The organism is Dermatophilaceae bacterium Soc4.6, assembly GCA_039889245.1.
In the GTDB taxonomy this organism is placed as follows: Bacteria; Actinomycetota; Actinomycetes; order Actinomycetales; family Dermatophilaceae; genus Lapillicoccus.
In genome coordinates this window covers 1,026,144-1,043,433 of record JAZGVH010000002.1, presented here as the reverse complement: position 1 = coordinate 1,043,433, position 17,290 = coordinate 1,026,144, and the positions used below count along the sequence as shown (strand labels likewise).

Below are 17,290 nucleotides of genomic sequence, written 5' to 3'. Positions count from 1 at the left end.
GACACGGGCGCCTCAGCGGTCATGGACGTAGGTGCCGGGCGCGGCGCACAGCGGCTCGTGGGTGGCGTTGCCCAGCTTGCGCGGACGGCGCCGCTCACCGCCTGCGCGGTCGGCGAGCCAGGCCGCGTAGTCGTCCCACCAGGTGCCCTTGACCTTCGTGGCGCCCTCGAGCCAGGCCTGCGGGGTGGACGGGTTGTCGGTGGCCGTCTGGTAGCTCGCCTTGGGGTTGCCGGGCGGGTTGACCATGGCGGCGATGTGCCCGCTGGTCGACAGGATGAACTTCGTGGTGCCGCCGAAGAGCTGCGTGGTGGCGTAGCACGACTCCCACTTGCAGAGGTGGTCGGCGATGCCGGCGACGACGTAGGCGTCGACCTCGATCCGGCCGAGGTCGACCGGGGTGCCCAGCATGGTGGCGGCATCGGGGTGGACGAGGGCGTTGCGCAGCGCGAGGTCCATGAAGTCGCGGTGCATCGCCGCGGTCATGCGCACGGGGTCGGCGTTCCAGTAGAGGATGTCGAAGGGCTTGGGGGCGTGACCCATGAGGTAGTTGTTGACCCAGTAGTTCCAGATCAGGTCGTTGGGTCGCAGCCAGGCGAAGACCTCGGCCAGGGCCCGCCCGTCGAGGTAGCCCTTGTCCTTCGACGCCTGCACCCCGGCGGCCGCCGTCTTGTGCGACAGCAGCGCGCTCGTCACCCCCGCCCGCTCCTGGTCGATCACCGTGACCATGAGGCTGAAGGCGGCGACCCGGTGCAGCTGCCCGGTCGCGGCGAGGTGGGCCAGGAGCATCGACGAGATCATGCCGCCGGAGCAGATGCCGAGCACCGAGGTGCGGTCCTGCTTGGTGATCTCCTCGCACGCGGTCATGGCCTCGAGGATGGCTTCGCCGAAGGTGTCGAGTCCCCAGTCGGCGTGCCGCACATCAGGATTGCGCCACGAGATGCAGAAGACCTGCTGCCCGCTGGCGACCAGGTGCTCGACCAGGCTGCGCTGCGGGGCGAGGTCGATGATGTAGTACTTGTTGATCGTCGGCGGCACGATCAGCAGCGGCACCTGGTGGACCATCGGCGTCGACGGGGTGTACTGGATCAGCTCGAAGACGCTGGTGCGGAGCACGACCTGGCCCGGGGTGACGGCCAGGTCGTCCCCCACGGAGAACGCGTCGGCCTCCACCATGGACGGCACCCGTGGCGGCGTCGCGAAGTCACGGACCAGCCGCCGCGAGCCCTCCAGCAGGTTGCCCCCGCCGGTGTCGAGGGTGCGCTTGAGCACCTTCGGGTTGAGCAGCGGGTTGTTGGTGGGGGCCGCCGCCTCGACGAGGTTGTCGACGATGAAGCCCATCTTCTCGCGGTCGGTCCAGCCCAGGCCGGCGTCCTGGACCAGGCCGCGCGCCGCCTCGCCCACCGCGAGGTAGCTCTGCATCCCGCGCTTGAAGAGCGGGTTGCGCGACCACGCCTCCTCGGCGAACCGCCGGTCCTTCGCGGTGGGGGCCAGGCGCGAGGCGCCCCGGCCGATCCGGGCGAGCTCGGTGCCGAGGGTCAGCGACCGCTTCGCGACCGCCCGAGGGTGGCGGACCAGGCCCGCACCCAGCTTCAGCGCCGACAGGCCGGGCACGAAACGCCGCACCGGGCTGCTGGCCGCGTCGGTCAGCAGCATGTCGAGCGGGGTGGACAGAGCCGCCGAGACGGCCCCGTCGTCGTCCGGGTCCTGATCCGTCGCACCGGCCCGCTCGTCTCGGGTCGCCGCACTCATACCGTGGTCCCGGACGGCGCGTCGGACGGCGTCTCGGACGCTGGCGCCGAGACCTCACGACGCAGGATCTTGCCCGTCGGCCCCTTGGGCAGGGCGTCGACCAGCCAGACGTGACGGGGGTACTTGTAGGCCGCCAGCCGCTCCTTGGCGAAGGCCTTGATCTCGTCGGGCGTGACCTGGTGCCCCTCCTTGAGGGTCACCGCGGCCGCGACCTCCTCACCGAGGCTGTCGTGGGGGACGCCGACGACGGCGACCTCGGCCACCGACTCGTGCTCGTAGATCGCCTCCTCGACCTCGCGCGGGTAGACGTTGTAGCCCCCGCGGATGATGAGGTCCTTCTTGCGGTCGACGATGTAGAAGTAGCCGTCCTCGTCGGTGCGGGCCATGTCGCCGGAGCGGAACCACCCGTCGACGATCGCCTCGGCCGTGGCCTCCTCGCGGCCCCAGTAGCCGCGCATCACGTTCTCACCCTTGATCGCGATCTCGCCGACGGACTCGGGCGTCCCGCCGGTGACGTCGTTGCCGTCGTCGTCGATCAGCTTCATCTCGACCCCGCGCACGGGCACCCCGATCGAGCCGGGCCGGCGCTCGATGTCGGGGCGGTTGAATGACGCGACCGGCGAGGTCTCCGACAGTCCGTAGCCCTCGAGCACGATGCAGCCAAAGGCCTCCTCGAAGCGGCGCATCACCTCGACGGGCATCGCCGACCCTCCCGAGATGCAGGTCCGCAGGCTTGCCATGTCGGCGGTCGACGCACCGTCGGAGTGGAGCATGCCGGCATACATGGTGGGCACCCCCTCGAAGACGGTGACCCGGTCGCGGCCCACGACCTCGAGCGCCTTGCCCGCGTCGAAGCGGGGGATGAGGGTCAGGCAGGCTCCGGCGAGCACGGCGGCGTTGAGCCCGCAGGTCAGGCCGAAGCAGTGGAACAGCGGCAGGCAGCCCATGACGACGTCGTCGGGCGTCAGCTCCACGAGGGTGTCGCGGGTCACCGCAGCGTTGCTGCGCATGTTGGCGTGGGTCAGCTCCGCGCCCTTGGGCTGCCCGGTCGTGCCCGAGGTGTAGAGCAGCACGACGGTGTCCTCGTCGTCGCGCTCGACCATCCGCTCGTCGGGCTCCCAGTCGGCCAGCAGCTCGGTGAACTGGTGCAGCCCCACCGTGATGCACTCGATGCCCACGGTCTGCGCGGCCGCGGCCGCCTCGGTCGCCATGTCCTCCCACGCGAAGATGAGCTTGGCTCCGGAGTCCTCGAGGTAGTACTGCACCTCGCGGGCCTTGAGCAGGGGGTTCATCGGCACGACGACCGCGCCAGTGGCCAGCGCGCCGTAGAAGGCGATGGGGTAGCCCGGCACGTTGGGCAGGACGAGCCCGACCCGGTCTCCCGGCTCGATGCCGCGGTCGACCAGCAGGGCGGTCACCCGTCGGGCCGCGTCCTGCAGCTGCGTGTAGGTGAGCGTCGTGTCATCGAGGCGCACCGCCGGACGGTCGCCGTGCTCCTGGGCCGTCGTGGTCAGGTTGGTGGCCAGGTTGGTCACGAGGAGCCTCTCGTCGATGAGTAAGCGCAGCCTGCCGTACGGCGGGACGCCCTCCCACCCTATGTCTCGGTCGGGGACGGAGGCGAGAGCAGGAGGTCCTGACCGCTAGCCCAGCAGCTCGTCGGCGTAGCACCAGCGCCAGGCCTCGCCCGGCTCGATGCTGCGCATGACCGGGTGGCCCTCCTGGTGGAAGTGCCGCTCGGCGTGGCGCCCGATCGAGGAGTCGCAGCAGGCGACGTTGCCGCAGGCCAGGCACATCCGCAGGTGCACCGGCTGCAGTCCCTCGCGCAGGCAGTCCTCGCAGCGGTCGGGGTGCTTCGGCCCGACCCGACTGGTGGCCTGCGCCAGGTGCTCGCAGTCGCCTCGTTGGGGCTCCGGCGTGAGGATCGTGCGGTCCTGGAGCCGCTCGTCACGGGCCTCGCTGCCGGCGAGCATCGACTCCTCGAGGTCGAGGCTGCGCATCACCTCGTCGAGCACCTCGTGGTCGATGGTGCCGGTGCCGCGCAGGTCGAGCACCTCCTCGCGCTCGGCGACGAGCATGGTGCGCCGCAGCCGGCGATAGGTCTCGTTGGGGCTGGGCTCGTCCTCGCGGTCGACCCCGAGCCGTTCCCACGCGAGGTCGGTGCGGCGGCGCCCCTGGGTGCGCAGCTGGTCGACGATCTCGTCGGGGGTGGTGGGGTCGATGCACTCGTCGAGGGCGGCCTGCCCACGGGCCACCGCCTTCTGGATGACCGTGGCCGCCTGGAGGGCGTCCTCGCGCGGGTCCGGCCCGTAGACGCCGAGCGCCCGGGCGAGCAGGGGAAGCGTCAGCCCCTGGATCGACAGGGTGCCGACGGTGACGACGAGGGCGATGAAGACCAGCAGCTCGCGGTGCGGTGTGGTCGACGGCAGGAGGAAGGCCGCGGCCAGCGTCACCACCCCGCGCATCCCCGCCCACGACAGGATCAGCCCGGCCTTGAAGGAGCCGCGACGGGCGCCGGTCGAGGTGAGCCGCAGCAACACGCTGACCGACAGGATCCAGACGGGGCGCAGCAGCATGACCGTGACCAGCACGAGCAGGGCCAGCAGCACCGAGCGGCCCAGGCCGAGGGTCGAGTCGGCGACGGCCACGATGATGGCGTGGCTCTGCAGGCCGATGAGCAGGAAGACCGCGTTCTCGAGGAGGTACTGGATGGTCGTCCAGTTGAGCCGCTCGGCTGTGCGCGACTGCGCGGTCTGCACGAGAGGCGCCTTGTGCCCGAGCAGGATCCCCGCGACCACGACCGCCAGCACGCCCGAGGCGTGCACCGACTCGGCGGGCAGGTAGGCGATCCACGGGATCATGAAGGACAGGGCCACGTCGGTGGTCGTGTCGGTGATCCGGCGGCGGACCCAGGCGAGGGCGTAGGCGACGACCAGCCCGATGGCGATGCCACCGACCGCGGCGACCAGGAAGTCGCCGCCCACCTCCGCGAGGCTGACCGAGCCGGCGATGCCCAGGATCGCGGCCCGCACCGTGACCAGGGCCGTCGCGTCGTTGAAGAGCGACTCACCCTCGAGGATCGTGACGATGCGCCGGGGGAGCCCGATGCGCCGCGCGACCGCCGTCGCCGCCACGGCGTCGGGCGGGGCGACGATGCCCCCGAGGGCCAGGGCCGCGGCGAAGGGCACGTCCAGCAGGCGCCAGCTCACCAGCGCGACGCCGAAGGCGGTGAAGACCACGAGACCGACCGAGAGCAGGCCGATGACCCGCTTGTTCTCGCCCAGGTCCACCAACGACGTGCGGATCGACGCGGCATACAGCAGGGGCGGCAGGATGCCGAAGAGGATGACCTCGGGGCCGACCTCGATCTCGGGCACCCACGGCACGAACGAGGCCAGGATCCCGACGCCGGTCAGGACCAACGGGGCCGACAGCTCGAACCGCCGGGCTCCAGCGGCCACGACGATGACGGTCGCCGCGAGGGCGAGCAGGACGAGGGCGGGTTCCACGGGGTCAGTGTGTCAGCCGAGTGTGACGCCCCGGCTCGTCAGGCTTCGTGCTGGGCGCGGTGGATGCCACTGAAGACCTGGGCCACGGCGGGCGGTGCCGACCTCGGCACGTGGTCCATGAGGTGCCGGCGCACCGACGCCACGTGAACCGCGGTTGCGGTGGCGGACGGCCAGGCCTCGGCGCTCCCTCGGCTGGATGCGGTAGGTGATGACGCTGGCCCCGGTGCCGAGCTGCGGCGCGAGGTGCCCCCTCGACAGACCGTGGGGTCGGTGACCGCTCGGGCCGGCCCTCAGATCTCGCCCAGCACCGCCTCCCGCAGCGTCTCGAGCCCGACGCTGCCGACGTCGAGGGCCCGGCGGTGGAAGGCCTTGGGGTCGAAGGCGTCTCCCTCGCGGGTGCGGACCTCGTCGCGCAGCTGCAGCCAGAGGCGCTCGCCGATCTTGTAGGACGGCGCCTGCCCGGGCCAGCCGAGGTAGCGGTCGAGCTCGAAGCGCAGCCAGGCCTCGCCCTGGTTGGCGTGCGCCTGCAGGTAGGCCCAGGCCTTGTCGTAGGTCCAGTCGCCGCCGCCGACCTCGGCAGGCGCCTCGAAGCCGCAGTGGACGCCGATGTCGATGACGACGCGGGCGGCGCGCAGCGACTGCCCGTCGAGCCAGCCCATCCGGTTGCCCGGGTCGTCGAGGTAGCCCAGCTCGGCCATCAGCCGCTCGGCGTAGAGCGCCCAGCCCTCGCCGTGACCCGAGATCCAGCACTCGAGCCGCCGCCACCTGTTGAGCAGCGCGGAGCGGTAGATGGTCTGGGCGACCTGGAGGTGGTGGCCGGGGACGCCCTCGTGGTAGACGGTCGTGAGCTCCTTCCACGTGCCGAACGAGGTCTCGCCCCTCGGCACCGACCACCACATCCGCCCCGGCCGGCTGAAGTCGTCGCTCGGGCCGGTGTAGTAGATGCCGCCGGTGTCGGTCGGTGCGATCATCCCCTCGATGGTGCGCACGGGCTCGGGGATGTCGAAGTGCGTGTCGGCGAGGTCGGCGATGGCCCGGTCGGCCGTGGTCTGCATCCAGGCCCTGAGGGCCGGCTTGCCCTCGAGGCGGTAGGCCGGGTCGGCGTTGAGCAGCCCGATGGCCTCCTGGATGCTGGCGCCGGGGCGGACCCGGTCGGCGACCTCGCGCATCGCGGCGTCGAGCGTGGCGACCTCCTCCTGCCCCCAGCGGTAGGTCTCCTCGAGGTCGACCTGCGCCCCCACGAAGTGCCGCGACACCAGCCGGTAGCGCTCGATGCCGCAGGCGTCGGAGGCCGGAGCGGCGGGCAGTAGCTCGTCGCGCAGGAACACCCCCAGCTCGTCGTATGCCGCCGCCGACGAGGCAGCCGCGACCCTGACCGCCTCCGCGGTGGTGGACCTCGCACCGCCGGCCACGGCCATCGTGGGCTGCCGGGCGAACCACCCGTCGGCACCGACCAGCTCGGCGACCTGCGCGAGGCAGGCCTCGACCTGGCGGACGGGGGTCACCAGGCCCCGGGCCTTGGCGGCGGCGAGCGACTCGCGGTAGCCGGCGACGGCGCCCGGCACCGAGAGCAGGCGCGCGGCGATGGTGACCCACGCAGCGTCTCCGTCCTGGGGCATCAGGTCGAAGACGTCGCGGATCTCCTGCAGGGGCGACGCGAGGACGTTGAGCGACATGGCCTCCACCCCGGCGGCGTGCAGCTCCTCGGCGAGGCCGAGGCGCTCGCGCATGGCCGCGACCGTCACGCGGTCGATGTCGTCGACCGGCGTGGCGAGGTCGAGCTGCTGGAGCGTCGCCTGCCGCAGGTGCGAGCGGGCTTCCTGCCCGGCCGGCGAGAAGTCGTCGATCTCCTCGTCGTGGCCCGGGATGCCGAAGGTGGTCGCGGCGATGGGGCTCAGGGCCACCACGGCGTCGAAGTAGGCGTCGGCGACGGCGTCGACCGCGGTCGAGGCACGGGTGGTGGCGGCAGACGGGTCGGCGGGGGCGGTGGAGGCAGTCGTCTCGGTCACGTCGGGAACGTATCGCAGCCGTTCCCGCCGTGTCCGCCGTTGCCGCGGACCGACACCCAGCGCAGCTGCTCCTGCTCCGGCGCACGTCGGCGCGCTCCGCTCCCGGCCCTACCGGCGCGACCACCGTCACGTTGTTGGCCTGCGCCGACGACGCCTGCCCGGTCTAGGGCGGCGGGAGGTCGTCGCTCATCGGCGTCGAGGTCGGGTCGCCGACGACCTCCGGCACGATGAGGTAGCCGCCCTCCGTGCGCTCCACGCGCAGGAGGGTGCCGGGCGGCAGCTCGTCGCGCAGGTGCACGGGGAGGGGGACGGACCCGTCGGCCGTGACGACGGCATACTCCTGACCGCTGCGTCCCTCGCCGCCGATACGGCCGTCGCGGATGGTCACGGTGCGGGGCAGACGGTCGGCCACCTCGGGGTCGTGGGTGACGACCACCACGGTCGTCCCCTGGGTCGCGTTGACCTGCAGCAGCGCGTCGAGGACCCGCTCGCGGGCGACGTGGTCGAGGGCGCTGGTGGGCTCGTCGGCGAGGAGGACCGCGGGCGCCGGGGCGATGGCCACCGCCAGGGCGGCCAGCTGCAGCTGACCCTGCGAAAGACGTTGGGGGCGTATATCGCCGAGCTCACTGGCCCCCACGAGGTCGAGGACCTCCTCGACCCCGGGGACCTGCGCCCCGGCTCGGGCGGCCTGCGCCCGCGCGAAGGCCAGGTTGTCGCGGACGGTGAGGTAGGGCAGCAGGTTGCGCCGGGCACCCTGGAGCAGGAGCGACGTCTCGCCGGCCTGGTAGGCGTCGAGCTGACCGGCGGTGAGCGCCGACAGCTCGTGGTCACCGACGAAGATCTTGCCGGCGCTCGGGCGGAAGAGACCGGCGAGCAGCGAGAGCAGGGTCGACTTGTCGGAGCCCGAGGGGCCGAGCAGGCCGACCACCTCACCGGCCGCGACGCGCAGGTCGACCCCCGTCAGGGCGGCGACGTCGTGCCCCTCGGACCGGTAGAGGTGCACGAGCCCGACGGTCGTGATGGCACTGGCGCGGCTCATCCGTCCCCCCGCAGCGTCTGGGGGTCGGCCCGTCGGGCGGCCCGGTGGCTGGTGACGACTCCGACGGCTGCGAGGGTCGCCAGCCCCACGACCGTGGTGAGGAGCGAGGGGCCCCAGGCCGTGGACAGGTCGACCGGGTAGGTCGGCGGCGTCGAGGTGAAGAGCGGCACCAGACCCACGGCGGCCGGCGCCGACCACAGGCCGACGGCGGCTCTGAGCAGCCCCGAGACGACGATCACCGGGGCGGTCTCGAGCTGGGCGAGCAGCGCCGTGCTGCGCGGGTGCTGGCCCACGAGCCGCAGGGCCGCGTAGTCGCGGCTGCGCGCACGCGCCGACGTCGAGGCGAGCACCACGAGTCCGACGGCGGCGACGAGCAGCGCGAGCAGGCCCACGGCGAGGGCGAGCTGGAGGCTCCTGGCGGCAGCCGTGCGCCCGTAGGCCGCGCCGACGGCCCCGGCCTGTCTCGTCGAGACGACGGAGAGGCCCCGCTCACGCAGGCTGGACGCCAACCCGGCGAGGGCGACGACGTCCGTGGTGTCGACATAGGCCTCGAGCACCGCCGACCCCCCGCCCCGCCACCCCTGGGTGAGGAGGTTGTCGAGGTTGACCAGGCTGGCCGCCGCCGGGCCCCCCGGCACGAAGCTCACCTGTCCCTGCGAGCTCAGCAGGAGGGCGCTGCCGTCGACGTAGCTGCCGGCGAAGGTGGCCCCGGGGCTGCTCGGGGAGGACGAGCGCGTCGTGAGGGCGGGCACGACGTCGGGCACGGACGCGTGCGTGAGGAAGGAGCTGTCGAAACCGTTGGTGGTGTAGACGAGTCGCAGGGCGCTGTCACCGCTCGGACCTCCGGTGACAGCGGCGTCGTCAGGGCTCGCGTCGCGCCACGAGCCGGCCCCGCCGACGTCGACCGGTCGGCCGTCGACCGTGAGCCGGGTGAGCGTCAGCCGTCCGGTGACCGAGGCCGAGCCGCGTGGGGTGAGCACACCGACACCCGTCACGCGGCACCCCGTCGCGCAGTCGAGCGTCGCCACCTGGTCGGCTTCCACGCCTGCAGCGGGGAGGGTGCCCAGGCCCAGGGACGCCACGGTGCCGTCGGCGTGCACGACGCGGAGCCCGACGACCAGGTCGGTCGGGGCCGCCTGCAGCACAGGTGGCACCAGGCGTTGCGCAGACGCCTCGACGTGGTAGGCGATGCGGCTCCCGGTGACGACGAGGGGCGGGACCGTGGGCGCAGTCAGCCGGTCCAGGGGCAGGGCGGCGGGCGCCACACCCGGCCACAGGGCGATGCGACGAAAGGCGGCGGGCACCACGCCCATCGTCGTGGTGGCCCCCTGCGCCGTGGGGGAGAGCACGGCCACCGGCGTCAGGTGGGCACCCGTCGGGTCGATCGCGCGCAGGGCCGACGTCACGGCGGTGAGGTCGCCTGAGTCGAGCGTGAGCAAGCTGGCCGCGCCCACCTCGGCGGCACCCCGTCCGGTCCAGCTCCGCGAGCCGACCGCGAGCGCGTCGGCCGAGACGACGGCGATGCTGAGGGCGACCGTGACGACGGGGACGAGCCACCGGGTCGTCGCCCGGCGACTCGAGGTGAGCAGGGCCACGCCGGCGGTGGCCCGGCCGTGCCGCAGCAGCCACCGGCCGGCCGCGGCGAGGGCCCGCACCAGCACCCTGGCCGCCACGACGCCGACGGACAGGGCCAGCAGGCTGGGTGCGACCTGACCGACGGCCCCACCGACCGAGCCCGTGACCAGGGCGACGAAGGCGGACAGCGCCGCGGCGACGAGCATGGCCTCGAGGATCCCGAGACGCACCGCCGTCCGACGCGGTGGGACGCTGCGCAGCAGGGCGGCGACGGGCTCGAGGCTGACCCGTCGGACCGAGAGCACGGCCAGACCCGTCATGAGGACCAGTGCCGCGCCGAGGGCGACGACGGCCCCGACCGGCATCTCGTACGGAGGGTCGCCGGAGAGCACCGTGTGCCGCGCGACAGTGGTGCCCACGACCGCGAGCAGGGCCCCGAGAGGGGCGCCGAGGAGGACTGGTGGCAGCGTCTCGCCGAGGAGCAGCCGACGGGCGCCGCCCGCCCCCCGACCGCGCAGCCGCGCGACGGCGACCTCGGCTCGTCGCTGGTCCGCCGCCGCGACGAGGACGAGCCAGAGGACGCACCCGATCAGCAGGGCGATCTGGGCCATGAGCAGGGGCACGGTGACCGCAGCCTGGGCGGTGCCGACGGCCACCTCGTCGGCGATGACCGGCAGACCGGTGCTCGCGGACACCGTCCGGGCGACCTGGGTCTCGGCGCGCTCGGCACCGAGGGGGTAGCGCACCAGGTCGCGCACGGTCGAGGCGAGCGGCCCGATCGTGTCGACGTCGACACGACCGGTGACGAGGGACAGGTCGACGGCATACCGGGGCTCGAACCAGGGTGTCGGACGGCCGTCCGGCCCCGCGACCGTGTCGGTGAGGGTCGCCCTAGGGGTGAGCATCGTGTCGTAGCCGGCTCGCTCGGCAGCCGGCCCGGTGAGGGCGTCGTCGGGGAAGGTCGGCCCGGCGAGGGGCTGGTAGACCCCGACGACCCGCGGCTGGAGGGAGCGCAGAGGTGCCGACCGACCACCCTGTCGCGAGCCTCCGCGGTCCGGACGCCCGCGGCGGTCCGCCCCCGGCGCTCGCGGCCAGCGGCATCGTCGTCGACACGGCGGAGCGTCGGGTCCTGGCGGGTGTGGGCCTCGTCCTGGCGCCCGGGTCGTTCACAGCGCTCACCGGGGCGTCAGGGGCGGGCAAGTCGACGCTGCTGTGGGTGCTCGCCGGGGCGCTGCGCCCCACGAGCGGCACGGTGTCGTGGGCCGGGAGGGCGGTGGGCGACCACGATGCGGCCACGCGCGCCGGGGTCCAGCTCGTGCCCCAGGGAGTCGCGCTCGTGACTCCCCTCACGGCCCGGGAGAACCTCGTCGCCCCGCTCCTGCTGCAGGGGGTGCCCACCGCCCAGGCGTATGCGCGGGCCGACCTGGTGCTCGAGCAGATCGGGCTCGGCGACTGCGGCGACCGCCTCGCCGAGGAGCTGTCGGGTGGCCAGCAGCAGCGGGTCGCCGTGGCGCGTGGCCTGGCGCTGCAGCCCGATGTGCTGCTGGCCGACGAGCCGACGAGCGAGCTCGACGCGGCCACCCGCGATGTCGTCGTCGCGCTGCTGGCCGCTGCGGCCACGGCCGGGGCCGTCGTCCTCCTCGCGACCCACGACCCGTGGTGCGCCGACCAGGCCGAGGCCGAGTACCACCTCGACGACGGTCGGCTGCGTCGGGTGCGCTGACCGCGAGGTCAGACGACCGGGTGACCGTACGCCGTGGCGAGCGCCTCGAGGTCGGGCACCCCGAAGCGCTCGATCGCCGCGCGGAAGTGCAGCGCCTGCGTCGGGGACCGCCGCTCGAGTCCGGCGGCGAAGCGCTCCGGGTCGTTGATCTGGGGGACCTTGGAGTGGAACCGGTCGGCGTAGCAGAGGATCTGCGCCTCGATGGTGCGTGGGAGGTAGTCGCGGTGGGGCAGGGGCCACGGGGTGCCGCCGTCCTCGCCGGTGATCTCGGCACGGCTGAGCCCCATCAGCACGTGGGTCTCGACCGCCTGCCACAGCGGCTCGGGCAGCCCCTCGTCGGCGAGCAGGCGTGCGCCGATGAGCGCGTGCAGCGGGTAGACGCGTGGGCTCGGGATGGTGCCGTCCGGCTGGTAGAGGACGTAGGTGCCGATGTCGTGCAGCAGGCAGGCCGCCCGCAGCAGGGCGCGGTCGACCGGCTCGTCGATCCGGCCCGCGCACCAGTCGGCGACGTCGGCGACGACGTGGCCGTGGGTGAGCACGAGCTCGAGCACCGGCTCGCTCGGGGCATAGCGTGCGTGGAGCGCCCGCACCGTCGCGTCGTCGGGGACCCCCGCCGCCCGACCGGCAGCACAGTCAGCACCGGCAGCACCGGCGCTCAACGAGCCTGGCTCGTGCTGCTCATGTTGAAGTCGGCGACGCGCACAGGCGGCATCACGGCCCGGGTGAAGTAGTCGCCCCACTCGCGCGGGTAGCACCGCTCACTCCTGCCGACCTCGGTGATCCGGTCGAGGACGTCGAGCGGCGACTCGTTCCACCGGAAGTTCGTCACCGTGCCCACCACCTCGCCGTCCTCGACGAGGTAGACGCCGTCTCGGGTGAGGCCGGTCTGCAGCAGCGTCTGGGGGTCGACCGTGCGGATGTACCACATCGTCGACAGCAGCAGCCCGCGCGAGGTCGACGCCACGAGGTCCTCGAGCGACACTGTGGCGCCTGGCTGCTCGAGCACGAGGTTGTCGGTGGCGACGCCCATGGGGGTCTGGTGCCCGGCGGCCGCCGAGCGGGCGGCATACGCACGGCTGCCGGCGAGGGAGGTGAGGACGCCGCCGCGGAGCCAGTCGTGCCGCCCCAGGGCCAGGCCGTTGTCGAAGACCGACTCCGCGCCCGTGGAGGCCGGCACCACGGCGAAGGGGGCGGCCTCGATGCCAGGGTGGTGAGGGTCGGCATACAGGTCGAGCGGCAGGCGGGCGAGGCGGTCGCCGACGCGCGAGCCACCACCCTTGCGGGAGAACGCCGACCGGCCTTCGTCGGCGGCCTTCGCTTCGGCCTCCCAGACGGCGTAGACCAGCAGGTCGGCGATGCAGGTGGGCGGCATGACCGTCTCGTAGCGGCCGGCCGGCAGGTCGATGCTGCGCGCGGCCCAGCCCAGCCGCTTGGCCAGCTCGGCGTCGGCGCCGAGCACGTCGGCCTCCGAGGGGTCGCGCAGGGTGAAGCCGAGATAGCTCGAGGCCGACCAGTCGGCGTTCTTGGCGTTCATCTCGAGCCGGCCGGTCGGCTGCACGTGACGCAGCCGCAGGCCGGTGGAGGTGCCGAGGTAGGTGGTGTCGACGACCTGCTCGGCAAAGCCGAAGTGTTGTCTGCCGGCTCCTCCGGCACGGAAGACCTCGCCGAGGTCGCGGGCGACGGCGTCGAAGGCGCCGATGCTCGTGGGCTCGGGCCCGAGCGTGAAGTCCGATCCGGCGCCCGCTTCGGCAGGCGTCACCAGGGGGGCCGCATCGGTGGCGGGGTCGCCGGCGCGGGCGGCGGCCTCGGCCACCGCGACGAGCGCGACCACGTCGGCGACGTCGACGACGGTGCGACCGACGACGCCCGAGGCGGTACCGCCGGCGCCCCCGCTCACTGCGGCAGTCGCGACGACCGTGACCGAGCGCGAGCCCATCTCGCCGTTGGTGGTGAGCGAGGAGTTGCCCCAGCGCAGGTTGGCCTCGGAGCGGTCGGTGACGATGACCACTGTGCCCTCGGTGGTCGCCGCGGCGAGGGCTCGCTCGACGATCTCCTGAGGGCTGCTCAGTGGGCTCGAGGTGCTCATCAGTGACCCGCCTCCTGCACGGTGTTGAGGATCCGCACGCCGCGGAAGAGGGCCGCCGGCGTCCCGTGGCTGGCGGGGGAGACCTGGCCCGGCTGGGCCTTGCCACAGTTGAGCACACCCCCCCGGTAGAAGGTGCTGGGGCCGCCGACCGCCTCCATCGAGCGCCAGAAGTCGGTCGTCGTCGCCTGGTAGGCGACGTCGCGCAGCTGCCCGGCGAGGACGCCGCCCTCGATGCGGTAGAACCGCTGCCCGGTGAACTGGAAGTTGTAGCGCTGCATGTCGATCGACCACGAGTTGTCGCCGACGACGTAGATACCGTCCTCGACCCGGGAGACGAGGTCGTCGACCGTGCCGCCCTGGGGGTCGGGCTGGAGGCTGACGTTGACCATCCGCTGCAGGGGCACGTGTCGGGCGCTGTCGGCATACGACGAGCCGTTGCTGCGGCCGAGGTCCTTGAGGGCGGCCATCGCCCGGTCGGTCTGGTAGCCGACGAGCACGCCGCCCTTGACGATGTCCCAGGACTGGGCCTCGACGCCCTCGTCGTCCCACCCGACGCTCGCCAGGCCCCAGTCGGTGTTGCGGTCACCCGTGACGTGCATCGCGGGGGAGCCGTAGGCGAAGTGGCCGAGCTTGTCGAAGGTCGCGAAGCTCGTTCCGGCGTAGGCGGCCTCGTAGCCGAGCACCCGGTCGAGCTCGGTGGCGTGACCGACCGACTCGTGGACGGTGAGGAAGAGGTTGGACCCGTCGATGACGAGGTCGTAGTCACCCGCTCGCACCGACGGCGCCTTGACCTTCTCGGCCAGCAGCCCGGGGATGCTCGCCACCTCGTCGGCGAGCCCGGCCTGCGCCGAGAGGACGTACTCCCAGCCTGCCGCCGCGGGGGGCGCCAGGGTGCGCATCGACTCGAAGCCGCCGGTGGCGCGGTCGAGGGCCGTCGCCGACAGGCTGGGCTGCAGCCGCACCCGGGTCTGCGTGGTGCTCGTGCCGAACGAGTCGGCGTAGAAGACGTTCTCCCGCGCGCTCTGCACGCTGGCGCGGGTGAAGTCGACCCCGTCCCCTGCGGCGAGCCGCTCGGACAGGTCGACGAGGGTCGCGACCTTGTCGCGGTCGCTGACGGTGAAGGGGTCGATCTCGTAGGGCGAGCTCCACTGCACGTCGGCGTGCACGGGCTCGTCGGCCAGCACGACGCGCTCGGTCGAGAGCGGTCGGCTCACCTGCGCCACGGCCACTGCCCGCTCGGCCAGTCGGGCCGCCTCCTGAGCCGTCAGGACCAGCCCGGCGGCGAAGCCCCAGCTGCCGTCGTGCACGACCCGCACCGCCAGCCCGACGTCGTCGGACGTCGACGACGTCTCGAGCTCGAGATCCGACAGCGCGAGGTACTGCGACCGCTGCGAGACGACCCTCAGCGCGGCGTACTCCGCCCCCAGCTCGCGCGCCCGGGTCAGCGCCGCGTCAGCCAGCGCCGACAGCGGCAGCGCCAGGAACTCCTCGTGCACACCAGGCATGTCACTCCTTCGGGTCCGAAGCACCCAACCTATCCGGCTGACTGGCCCCGGCACCCATAGCCACGGCGTCGCCGCGGGGATGATCACATCGGGCGGAGCGGTGGGTCCGGCGGTCGCGACCGCCGGGATCTTCGCCCGCCTCCGGGAGCGGCGCCGCAGCCGCTCCTGACCGGCTCGTTCGGCCACCGTGCGGCGTGGCGACGGTCGGTGTGGGTGCGGCCCGGCCGTCAGAGCCGGGGCGGCTCGATCGTGCGAGGCGTGAGTCCCAGCCCGCGCACGTGCGCGGCGATCTCGCCGAGCGACGCGACCCATGACGAGGGGTTCGCGACGACATGCTCCATCAGCGCCTCGAGCGCGCGGGCCCGCGCCGGGCGACCACTCAGGAAGGGGTGGTTGGTCAGCACCCAGCACCCGCCTTCGGCGGTCATCGCGTCGTACTCGCCCTGCCAGAGCTCGCGCGCCTTGGCCGGGGTCTCGATCAGTCCGCTGCCAGAGATCTCGGGCAGGTAGCAGTACTGCTCCCAGTCGTCGAGGGCCCACTGGATGGGGATCTCGACGAGCGACTGCTGCGCCCCTGGCCGGATCGCCAGCTCGTAGGGCACGTCGGCGTCCATCAGCGTCGAGTCATAGAGGAACCCGCGCTCAGCGAGGAGGGCAGGGGTGCGCCACGAGAGGTCCCACATCGGAGCGCGGTAGCCGACGGGGCGGACGCCCGCGACCTGCTCGAGGGCCGCGAGGCCGCGGTCGAGGGCGGTCTCCTCCTCCTGCTCGGTGAGCCCCGACGGCTGCTCGTGCAGGTAGCCGTGGTGGCCGATCTCGTGACCCGCGGCGACGATGTCGCGCACGACGTCGGGGTAGCGGTGGGCCGTGTACCCAGGCACGAAGAAGGTCGAGCGCACCCCGTGCCGCTCCAGCATCCGCAGCAGACGCGGCACACCGACGAGCGGTCCGTAGGCCTGATGGCTGATGATGCCCATTCGCTGCGCCGTCTGCGGGGCCCCCCACAGGACGGCCGACTCGGCGTCGAGGTCGAAGGTGAACGCCGCTGCGGCAGAGTGACCGTCGGGCCACTCAAGTGGTCCGGCGGGCACGCTCACGAGCGGCCCCCGGGTGGCTGCTGCTTCAGGGCGAGGATGGTCACGAGCTCGTAGGCGACGTTCGCGGCCGCCACGGCTGTCACCTGCGCGTGGTCGTAGGCCGGTGACACCTCGACGACGTCGGCGCCGACCAGGTCGAGGGAGCTCATTCCGCGCAGCACCGCGAGCAGCTCGCGGCTGGTCATGCCCCCGGCCTCCGGTGTCCCGGTAGCGGGGGCGAATGCGGGGTCGAGCACGTCGATGTCGATGGAGACGTAGACCGGCGAGTCACCCACGCGTTCCAGCACCCGCTCGAGCACCCCCTGCACACCGATCTGCTCGATGTCGCGGCAGTGCACCACGGTGAAGCCCAGCTCCTCGTCGTCGAGCAGGTCCTGCCGGTCGTAGAGCGACCCGCGGATGCCGACGTGGGCCGAGCGGCCCTTGATGACGAGCCCCTCCTCGGAGGCCCGGCGGAACGGTGTGCCGTGTGTGTAGGGCGCACCGAAGTAGGTGTCCCAGGTGTCGAGATGGGCATCGAAGTGCACGAGAGCCACCGGGCCGGCGACCGAGTGGACGGCTCGCAGGGCGGGGAGGGCGATGGTGTGGTCACCACCCAGTGCCACGAACGAGGACCCCTCTGCAAGAAGCCCCTTGAGGCCCTCCTCGATCTGCGTGAGCGCCTCGGTGACGTCGAAGGGGTTGCAGTCGACGTCGCCGGCGTCGACGACCTGGGCCAGCTCGAACGGCAAGGCGTCGAGGGCCGGGTTGTAGGGGCGCAGCAGCCGGGAGGCCTCGCGGATGGCCGCCGGGCCGAACCGCGCGCCGGGCCGGTAGGTGACCCCTGCGTCGAACGGCACCCCGACGACGGCGACGTCGTAGCGCTCGACGTCCTCGAGGCGTGGCAGCCGCGCGAAGGTGGTCAGGCCGGCATACCGCGGCACGGTCCGGGCGTCGACCTGGCCGAGGCCGCCGTGGGGCTGTCTGACGTGTGGTTCCACCACGATGTGGCTCCTTGGTGT

12 protein-coding genes are annotated in these 17,290 nt (G+C 73.0%); 1 reads left to right on the top strand and 11 read right to left on the bottom strand.

Annotation, left to right across the window (positions count from 1 at the left end):
• Window positions 1-12: 12 nt before the first annotated feature.
• The 6 genes from V3N99_04840 to V3N99_04815 all read right to left on the bottom strand — a co-directional run bounded on the left by V3N99_04840 (window position 13) and on the right by V3N99_04815 (window position 10,783).
• Entirely contained in the window at window positions 13-1,749 is a 1,737-nt protein-coding gene (locus V3N99_04840) for an alpha/beta fold hydrolase (protein ID MEO3936070.1), read from the bottom strand.
• Window positions 1,746-3,284 carry a long-chain fatty acid--CoA ligase gene (locus V3N99_04835; GenBank protein MEO3936069.1) on the bottom strand — a complete coding sequence of 513 codons (1,539 nt, stop codon included), beginning with the start codon at window positions 3,282-3,284 and terminating at the stop codon, window positions 1,746-1,748. Before V3N99_04835 ends, V3N99_04840 begins: the two co-directional genes overlap by 4 nt.
• A 105-nt stretch (window positions 3,285-3,389) precedes the next feature.
• A complete protein-coding gene (locus V3N99_04830) occupies window positions 3,390-5,255 on the bottom strand; it encodes a Na+/H+ antiporter (protein ID MEO3936068.1) in 1,866 nt (621 codons plus the stop codon).
• Window positions 5,256-5,545: 290 nt separating this feature from the next.
• Window positions 5,546-7,264 carry a DUF885 domain-containing protein gene (locus V3N99_04825; protein ID MEO3936067.1) on the bottom strand — a complete coding sequence of 573 codons (1,719 nt, stop codon included), beginning with the start codon at window positions 7,262-7,264 and terminating at the stop codon, window positions 5,546-5,548.
• Between the two features lie 163 nt (window positions 7,265-7,427).
• Window positions 7,428-8,303: an ATP-binding cassette domain-containing protein gene (locus V3N99_04820; GenBank protein ID MEO3936066.1), complete on the bottom strand. Its 876-nt coding sequence runs from the start codon at window positions 8,301-8,303 to the stop codon at window positions 7,428-7,430.
• On the bottom strand, window positions 8,300-10,783 hold the full coding sequence (locus V3N99_04815) for an FtsX-like permease family protein (GenBank protein MEO3936065.1): 2,484 nt from the start codon (window positions 10,781-10,783) through the stop codon (window positions 8,300-8,302). Before V3N99_04815 ends, V3N99_04820 begins: the two co-directional genes overlap by 4 nt.
• 113 nt (window positions 10,784-10,896) lie before the next feature.
• Here V3N99_04815 and V3N99_04810 point away from each other — a divergent pair, with 113 nt between their 5' ends.
• A complete protein-coding gene (locus tag V3N99_04810) occupies window positions 10,897-11,601 on the top strand; it encodes an ATP-binding cassette domain-containing protein (protein ID MEO3936064.1) in 705 nt (234 codons plus the stop codon).
• Window positions 11,602-11,609: 8 nt separating this feature from the next.
• Here the strand turns inward: V3N99_04810 and V3N99_04805 are convergent, their stop codons facing one another.
• The 5 genes from V3N99_04805 to speB all read right to left on the bottom strand — a co-directional run bounded on the left by V3N99_04805 (window position 11,610) and on the right by speB (window position 17,269).
• Window positions 11,610-12,260 carry an HD domain-containing protein gene (locus tag V3N99_04805; protein ID MEO3936063.1) on the bottom strand — a complete coding sequence of 217 codons (651 nt, stop codon included), beginning with the start codon at window positions 12,258-12,260 and terminating at the stop codon, window positions 11,610-11,612.
• Window positions 12,257-13,687 carry a metallopeptidase TldD-related protein gene (locus V3N99_04800; GenBank protein MEO3936062.1) on the bottom strand — a complete coding sequence of 477 codons (1,431 nt, stop codon included), beginning with the start codon at window positions 13,685-13,687 and terminating at the stop codon, window positions 12,257-12,259. Before V3N99_04800 ends, V3N99_04805 begins: the two co-directional genes overlap by 4 nt.
• On the bottom strand, window positions 13,687-15,192 hold the full coding sequence (locus tag V3N99_04795) for a TldD/PmbA family protein (GenBank protein ID MEO3936061.1): 1,506 nt from the start codon (window positions 15,190-15,192) through the stop codon (window positions 13,687-13,689). The genes V3N99_04800 and V3N99_04795 overlap by 1 nt, the downstream gene beginning before the upstream one ends.
• Before the next feature lie 227 nt (window positions 15,193-15,419).
• Window positions 15,420-16,289 (bottom strand): polysaccharide deacetylase, encoded by an 870-nt coding sequence (locus tag V3N99_04790; protein MEO3936060.1) that lies wholly within the window; start codon window positions 16,287-16,289, stop codon window positions 15,420-15,422.
• On the bottom strand, window positions 16,286-17,269 hold the full coding sequence (speB, locus tag V3N99_04785) for an agmatinase (protein MEO3936059.1): 984 nt from the start codon (window positions 17,267-17,269) through the stop codon (window positions 16,286-16,288). The genes V3N99_04790 and speB overlap by 4 nt, the downstream gene beginning before the upstream one ends.
• Window positions 17,270-17,290 lie beyond the last annotated feature (21 nt).

Coding starts and splice junctions, on each gene's coding strand:
- V3N99_04795 (MEO3936061.1), bottom strand. CDS start 15,192: ATGCCTGGTGTGCACGAGGAGTTCCTGGCGCTGCCGCTGTCGGCGCTG.
- V3N99_04800 (MEO3936062.1), bottom strand. CDS start 13,687: ATGAGCACCTCGAGCCCACTGAGCAGCCCTCAGGAGATCGTCGAGCGA.
- V3N99_04815 (MEO3936065.1), bottom strand. CDS start 10,783: ATGCTCACCCCTAGGGCGACCCTCACCGACACGGTCGCGGGGCCGGAC.
- V3N99_04820 (MEO3936066.1), bottom strand. CDS start 8,303: ATGAGCCGCGCCAGTGCCATCACGACCGTCGGGCTCGTGCACCTCTAC.
- V3N99_04840 (MEO3936070.1), bottom strand. CDS start 1,749: ATGAGTGCGGCGACCCGAGACGAGCGGGCCGGTGCGACGGATCAGGAC.